Below are 5,996 nucleotides of genomic sequence, written 5' to 3'. Positions count from 1 at the left end.
GCCCCATGAAGCATTTTGTCAAGTGCTTTTTTGAGTTATTGACGCAAAACTTTTCAGCGCGGCGGGAAACGGGCAGGAAAAGGGGCGCAAAACGCGCCTGTGAACGGTTAGAAGCCGTTTTCGTGGGTAGGTAGTATAAAACCCTTACCCTGTAGATTTTCGCGTCTGCAACGCCTTAAAAATCAAGCCTTTTCAAGTCCTATTGCGTAACATTCCATTCTGTTCTTTGGGAGAGGTCGGGGGCGCGGGGGCAGAGCCACCGCATAACCTACCGCCCGCCGCCGCAGTAGTGCAGACGGTTTTGCCGTTAGAATGAAGCGGACGAAAGCGGGGGACAGGGTTGTAAAATCCTGTTCCCCGTTTTCGGCGGCGAAATGGCAACGGCAAAAATCCAGACGGTCAAGGGTTTAAGAGTGGAGATTTTTTCGCGCACTTTGCGAAAAAATATTACTCGTCCCTTGACAGTCTGGATAGGCGGAACGGACTTGGAATGAAGATTGTTTTCAGCAGAAAGATGTGCTATACTTGTGGCAGAAAACTAATCAGCAAACTGAAAGTTGGCGATATGTAATGACAGGAATATATTTTAGTGGTACAGGGAACACAAAATTTTGTGTTGATACATTTTTGAAAGAGTATGGTTATAGTACAAATTCATTTTCTATTGAAGATAATGAAACTTTGGGGAGAATAGAAAATGAAAATGAAATCGTAATAGGCTATCCGGTACAATATAGCAATATCCCTAAAATAGTGAAAGATTATATTATTTATAATCGACATATCTGGAAAGGAAAAAGCATTTTTATAATTGCCACAATGGGGCTTTTCAGTGGTGACGGTGCAGGAATATTAGCACGGTTGTTAAAAAATTACGGTGCTATTATAGTGGGCGGATTGCATTTAAAGATGCCGGATAGTATTTGTGATGAGAAAGCATTAAAACGCAGTTTTGAAGAAAATAAAAAAATTGTAATGAAAGCGGAGGAAAAAATATGTAAATCCGTGTGCAATATAAAAAATGGAAAACCGCCACAAGAGGGATTAGGAATTGTATATCATTTTGCAGGACTGTTTGGGCAAAGACTATACTTTTTTTGGAAAACCCAAAAATATACGGACAAATTAAAAATCAATACAATAAAATGTATTGGTTGTGGTTTATGTGAAAAGCTATGTCCTATGGGTAACATTGCAGTAAAAAATGGAATTGCTGCTTCAAGCGATAAATGTACAATGTGTTATCGTTGCATTAGTAAATGTCCAACGCAGGCAATCACATTGTTGGGTAAAAAGGTTATTGAACAAAATGATGTGAGTAAATATTTATAACTTCCAGTTTATCGGTCTAATAAAAGTCCATAAGGGGCGGCGGTGGCAAGCATTGACAATCCCGCCGCCCTGTCTGTTATCGCTCCATATCCTGCTTTCTGTGGGGCGGTTGTTCCCGCTGTTCCTGCCGCAAGATACTGTAAACGCTCTTTCTGATTTTCTCGGCTTCTTTCACTTCCTCTTTCAATGCAAGATACCGCTGATTAAGCGTTTTCCTCTCGGCGGTCAGCTTGGTGTATTCTTCTTTCCATGTCTTTGTCGGGATTGTGGTCTTGCCGTTCATCACGCCTTTGAGATAATCTTTCGCCGTTGTGAATAAGATTTGCTCGGTTTCGGTCAGCGGCTTTTTTCCCTTGTACTTGAAATAAATGTCGGCTTGCTCGATATGCTTTTTCAGAGTGCCTAACCGCCGTTCAACGGGTTTCAGTTTCCCTTGAATATCCAGTTGTTCCCCTATCATGGACTTGAATTTTTCATCAAGCCCCGTCATATCCATGATGTTGTTGGCTTGTAGGAAATTCAGCATATTTGCCGCGTCTTTGAGGTTATACAACGATTGTGAATATCCCGATTTTCCCGTCTGTGCCTTGCATGACAGTATGCCTTGAATGTAGTCGGCAAGGGTGGGCGGCTCGGTGTTCTCGGTTTCTTCCTTTAACCAGTTTTGCAGTTTGGAGATACGCGCCTTTAACTGCCGCAAACGCTTATTCGTCACTTCGATTTCGCGGTTGAGGTCGCCGCGCTCGGTGCGGATGCCGCGCTTCTCCATAGCGGAAGCGGCAACGCCTAAATGGACGGTGGGTATCTGGTCTATCCCTTGTCGTTCATAACTGCGGTGGTCTACGCGCTCCGCGTGTCCGTTCTGCTCCAAACACTGGTTGCAGAGCCTTGCCCATGCCGCCCTCCATTCCTCCGCTTTGGTCTGCTCGTTCCAGTCGGTAGCGGGAATGGATTTGCATTTGTACTGCCGCTTTTTCAGGTCATAGATTTTGTTCCCGTCCCTGTCAAGAATGTACTCTTTTTTCTGCTTCGCTCCCCACTCGCCGCCCTCGTCAAAAGGGCGCATTGTCAGCATGATATGGGCGTGGGGGTTTCCGCCGCCTGTGTCGTGCAGGCATATATCGGCGCACATTCCCGCCGCCACAAAATGCCGTTTCACATACTCCCGTACAAGGGAAATGCCTTGCCCCCTTGTCAGTTCGCGGGGCAAGGCAATTTCAATCTCCCGCGCAAGTTGGGCGTTTTTCGCTTTCTCGATTTTCTCCACTTCGTTCCATAAAACCGCCCTGTCAGAGAAAGCGGCGGGGGCGTGGTCGGGGAGTAAAATCTCGGTGTGGACTACGCCGCCCTTATGGGTGTAGTCGTGGGTCATTCCGTCAAACTCATTTGTAATTTTTTCCCCCGCCCGATAAGCGGCGGCGGCAACAGCGGACTTGCCCTTGCCGCGGGATATGACTTTGATACTGCAATGATAAATCGCCACGCGCCGCGCTCCTTTCTGGGTGTAGATATTTTTTGGTGGTAATCGGTATTTTAACGCTACATCTTGTACTTTATGGCTAAGATTAATCCCGATATGTTGTATGTCGGTACTGAAGACCACCATTTTATATCTACACCCCTCCTTTCTGTTTAGCTTGAAAAAGAAATAATTAAGTGATATAATTCAATTCATATAAATGAAAACAAGGAGAAACGCTGATTATGTATGAATATAAAAAAGTGACTTTTAACCTTACATCTTCCAATCTGCGTACAAGCAAGATAGAGGAAAATCTTGATGAAATGTTTTCAATAATAGAAAAGTATGCAGAGGAAGGATGGCGGTTTGTTCAGATGATACACCCATACACAACAACCACTTTAAGTCTGCTTGTTTTTGAACGGGAAAAACAATAGTAACTTTTGTGCCGACAGGCACAAAACGCCGTCTGCAAGACCGCACATACCACATTTCATGTGGTATATAAGTGCGCCCTTGCTTTTAAGCAAGGGTAGGGGCATAAGCCGTTACCCTTGCGCCGCGCTCCCGTCCGCGTCCCCGCCTGCGCCGCCCTCGCGGGCTATATGGGTGGTTTTGGCGGTGAGTGGCGTGTTACCCTGTGCCGCCGTTTCTGCGCCCTGTGCGGGGGCTGTGGCGGCGTTCTGGGCGGTCAATTCGTCCAGTATGCGGCGGGCGTGGTCGGTCATTACAGTTTTTTCAAGGAAGGTCTTGAATTGTTCCTCTGTCAGCGGTATCGTGTCGGGGACAAGGCTTTCAAAAAGCCCCATGCGGCGGCATAGGCGTTTTGTCCTGTCCTTGCGTTCCTGTGCCTTTTGCTCCTGCACAAGCTGTCTGCGCCTGTTTTCAAGCTGTCGGATTTCTTCCTCAATGCTCGTGATTTTTTCGGCTTTGGTCTTTGCCACGGGTCAATCGCTCCTTTCGTGTTTGGTGTGGAATGGATAGGATAGGAATGGATTTTTACAGATAATCGTTTTCCCGTTTTATTCCCCCTTGTCTGCAAGTATCATTTTCAGCAGCTTGTCGCGGAATGTTTCTGTGCCGCTGTGGTTGAAAAACAGCTCCGCAACAATGGTCTGCCCGTTCCTGTGTGTCGTGATGATACCGTCCGGCTTTCGGGGCGGGGCGGGCGTTTCTTTCTTTTCTGTCCATTCTGTCAATGGGTCGCTCCTTTCTTTGGGCAATGCCTGTATAACAGGCATGGAAAAAGGGATTTCCCGTATTTGGAAAATCCCTTTTAGCTGTTGGCTGTTTGGTTTTACTGTGCGGTTGCGGCGGCTTGCGCCTTTTTCCTCGCCCGATATTCCCGCGCTTTGATACGGTCATACTCCCGTTGCTGTTCGCGGTTTCTGGCGCGGTAGGCTTTGGAATATTCACGGTGGTAGGCGCGGCTCTTTTCCTTTTTCGCTTCTTCGATTTCCTCCCGCATTTTTTTGATTTCCTGCTCTGTCGGCTCGGCAAGCTGTGTCAGTTCGTTTTCAAATTTGCCGATATGGTTGAAGTATATCCCGATATGCTGAATGGCGTATCTCGCCCGCTTCTGGTCGCGCTCATGCACTTCAATCCTGCTGATAAACTCATTGAGAATGGCGGGGGTGAGTTCGGCAAAGTCGGCATATCGTTCTGTCAGTTTTACAAACCTCTGCGCCCGTCCTCCCGCGTTCTCAAAAGCGGACAACTGCTCTTCGATTTCCGCAAGTTCCGCTTTCAGTGTATAGTATTCTTCTGAATACTTCCGCGACATCTGCTCATAACGGTCTTGCTCAATTACTCCCAGTGCGTTGTCCTCGTACAGCTTATCCAGAACCTTTTCGATTTGTTCAAGCCGCATTGTGACTTGCGGTACGCGCTTCTGCTGTTTCTTCGTCCTGTCGGTCTGCTGTACGTCAAGGCTCTTTTTCACTAAGGCTTCAAAATCCGCCCTGTTGCTGATGGAGTATTCCGCGATTTTTTTCAGCACGTCCGCAACGGTCTGCATGAGTAAATCCGCGTCCATGATATGTGGGGAATGGCACTTCGGGTTTCTGGCTTTCCCCTTGTGGTATTCACTGCAAAAGGCAACGTGCCGTTTGCCGCCGTTCCTGTAATCTGTCCGTATGTGCATTTTTGCGCCGCAGTCCTTACAGAAAAGCAGGCCCGACAAAGGGTGGATTTCCCCGTCCCCGTTTGGTCGCCTGACAGGGGCGTTTTCCAAAATCCGCTGTACGTTTTCAAAATCAGTGCGGTCAACAATCGGCTCATGCACGTTTTCCGTAATCTGCCACTGGCTTCTGTCTACATAGTGGTTCCGTTTGTCACGGAAATGCTTTGTGGTCTTGAAGTTCACCACATCTCCGCAATACTCCTGCCTTGTGAGGATACGGGTCAAGGTCGCCTTATTCCATTTGTAGCGGTTTTCCTCGTTCAGCGTCCTGCTTTTTGCCGTTCCCCGCCCCCGGTCTTTCATGTAGAATGTGGGGGTCGGGATTTGCTCATTTTTCAGATATACGGCGATTTGGTTTCGGTTCTTTCCGTCCAGAAACAGGCGGAAAATAAGGCGGACAACTTCGGCGGCTTCTTCGTCAACCAACCAAAAATCTTTGTTGTCGGGGTCTTTTACATATCCGTAAGGGGCTTCGGTTGCGATTGGCTTGCCACTCATGCCTTTGGTCTTAATGCCCGTTTTCACTTTCTTGCTGATGTCCTTTGCGTACCACTCTGACATGATATTGATGAACGGCGCAAACTCCAACGTGTCGGGCTTTTCGCTGTCTATCCCGTTGTTTACCGCGATAAAGCGCACGTTGTTCCGTCTGAAAATCTCCATAGCGTTTCCCACTTGAAGATAGTCGCGCCCCCAACGGGTCATGTCTTTCATAATGCACACGCCGACTTTGCCGTTTTCCACGTCCTCTATCATGCGGGAGTAGGCGGAACGGTCAAAAAATCTGCCGCTTTCGTCATCATCAATGTAGTGCCGGATATTGGTTAATTTTAACTGTCTGGCATAGCTTTCCAGAAATTTCTTCTGGTTCTGTATGGAGTTGCTTTCGCCGCCGTCCCTGTCCTCGTCCCCCACGGACAGGCGGGAGTAAAGGGCTGTGATTTTGCTGTAATCATTCATGTGCATATCCTCCTGCGTCAATATAGGCGTTGCTTACAGTTAAGATTATGCACCTCAACG

General features: G+C 47.5%; 6 protein-coding genes. 2 read left to right on the top strand and 4 right to left on the bottom strand.

The genetic code is table 11. The annotated features are described in order from the left end of the window. Positions 1–525 precede the first annotated feature (525 nt). Entirely contained in the window at positions 526–1,332 is an 807-nt protein-coding gene (locus D5269_RS16535; RefSeq protein WP_347707309.1) for an EFR1 family ferrodoxin, read from the top strand. A gap of 76 nt (positions 1,333–1,408) precedes the next feature. Here D5269_RS16535 and mobQ read toward each other — a convergent pair whose 3' ends face one another. Further along, complete coding sequence (gene mobQ / locus D5269_RS16530; protein ID WP_120487047.1) at positions 1,409–2,815, bottom strand: MobQ family relaxase; 1,407 nt, start codon at positions 2,813–2,815, stop codon at positions 1,409–1,411. Between the two features lie 221 nt (positions 2,816–3,036). Between mobQ and D5269_RS16525 the strand changes: the two genes are divergently transcribed. Further along, complete coding sequence (locus D5269_RS16525; protein WP_004056537.1) at positions 3,037–3,231, top strand: DUF4177 domain-containing protein; 195 nt, start codon at positions 3,037–3,039, stop codon at positions 3,229–3,231. Between the two features lie 111 nt (positions 3,232–3,342). On the opposite strand, the gene D5269_RS16520 is transcribed toward D5269_RS16525, so the two are convergent. The 3 genes from D5269_RS16520 to D5269_RS16510 form a co-directional block, all read right to left on the bottom strand. Continuing rightward, on the bottom strand, positions 3,343–3,738 hold the full coding sequence (locus D5269_RS16520) for a DUF3847 domain-containing protein (RefSeq protein ID WP_004056538.1): 396 nt from the start codon (positions 3,736–3,738) through the stop codon (positions 3,343–3,345). 78 nt (positions 3,739–3,816) lie between these two features. Further along, positions 3,817–3,993, bottom strand: a complete 177-nt coding sequence (locus tag D5269_RS16515) for a transposon-encoded TnpW family protein (protein ID WP_083917059.1) — start codon at positions 3,991–3,993, stop codon at positions 3,817–3,819. 98 nt (positions 3,994–4,091) lie between these two features. After that, on the bottom strand, positions 4,092–5,936 hold the full coding sequence (locus tag D5269_RS16510) for a recombinase family protein (protein ID WP_004056540.1): 1,845 nt from the start codon (positions 5,934–5,936) through the stop codon (positions 4,092–4,094). Positions 5,937–5,996: the final 60 nt, after the last annotated feature.

This window comes from Anaerotruncus sp. 1XD42-93 (assembly GCF_009917605.1).
Taxonomy (GTDB): Bacteria; Bacillota; Clostridia; order Oscillospirales; family Ruminococcaceae; genus Anaerotruncus.
The sequence above is the reverse complement of the archived record's forward strand: the minus strand, read 5'-3'. Positions and strand labels throughout refer to the sequence as shown.

What these genes read in the sequence shown, in the direction of transcription:
- D5269_RS16510 (WP_004056540.1), bottom strand. Translation starts at nt 5,936, where the DNA reads ATGAATGATTACAGCAAAATCACAGCCCTTTACTCCCGCCTGTCCGTG.
- D5269_RS16525 (WP_004056537.1), top strand. Translation starts at nt 3,037, where the DNA reads ATGTATGAATATAAAAAAGTGACTTTTAACCTTACATCTTCCAATCTG.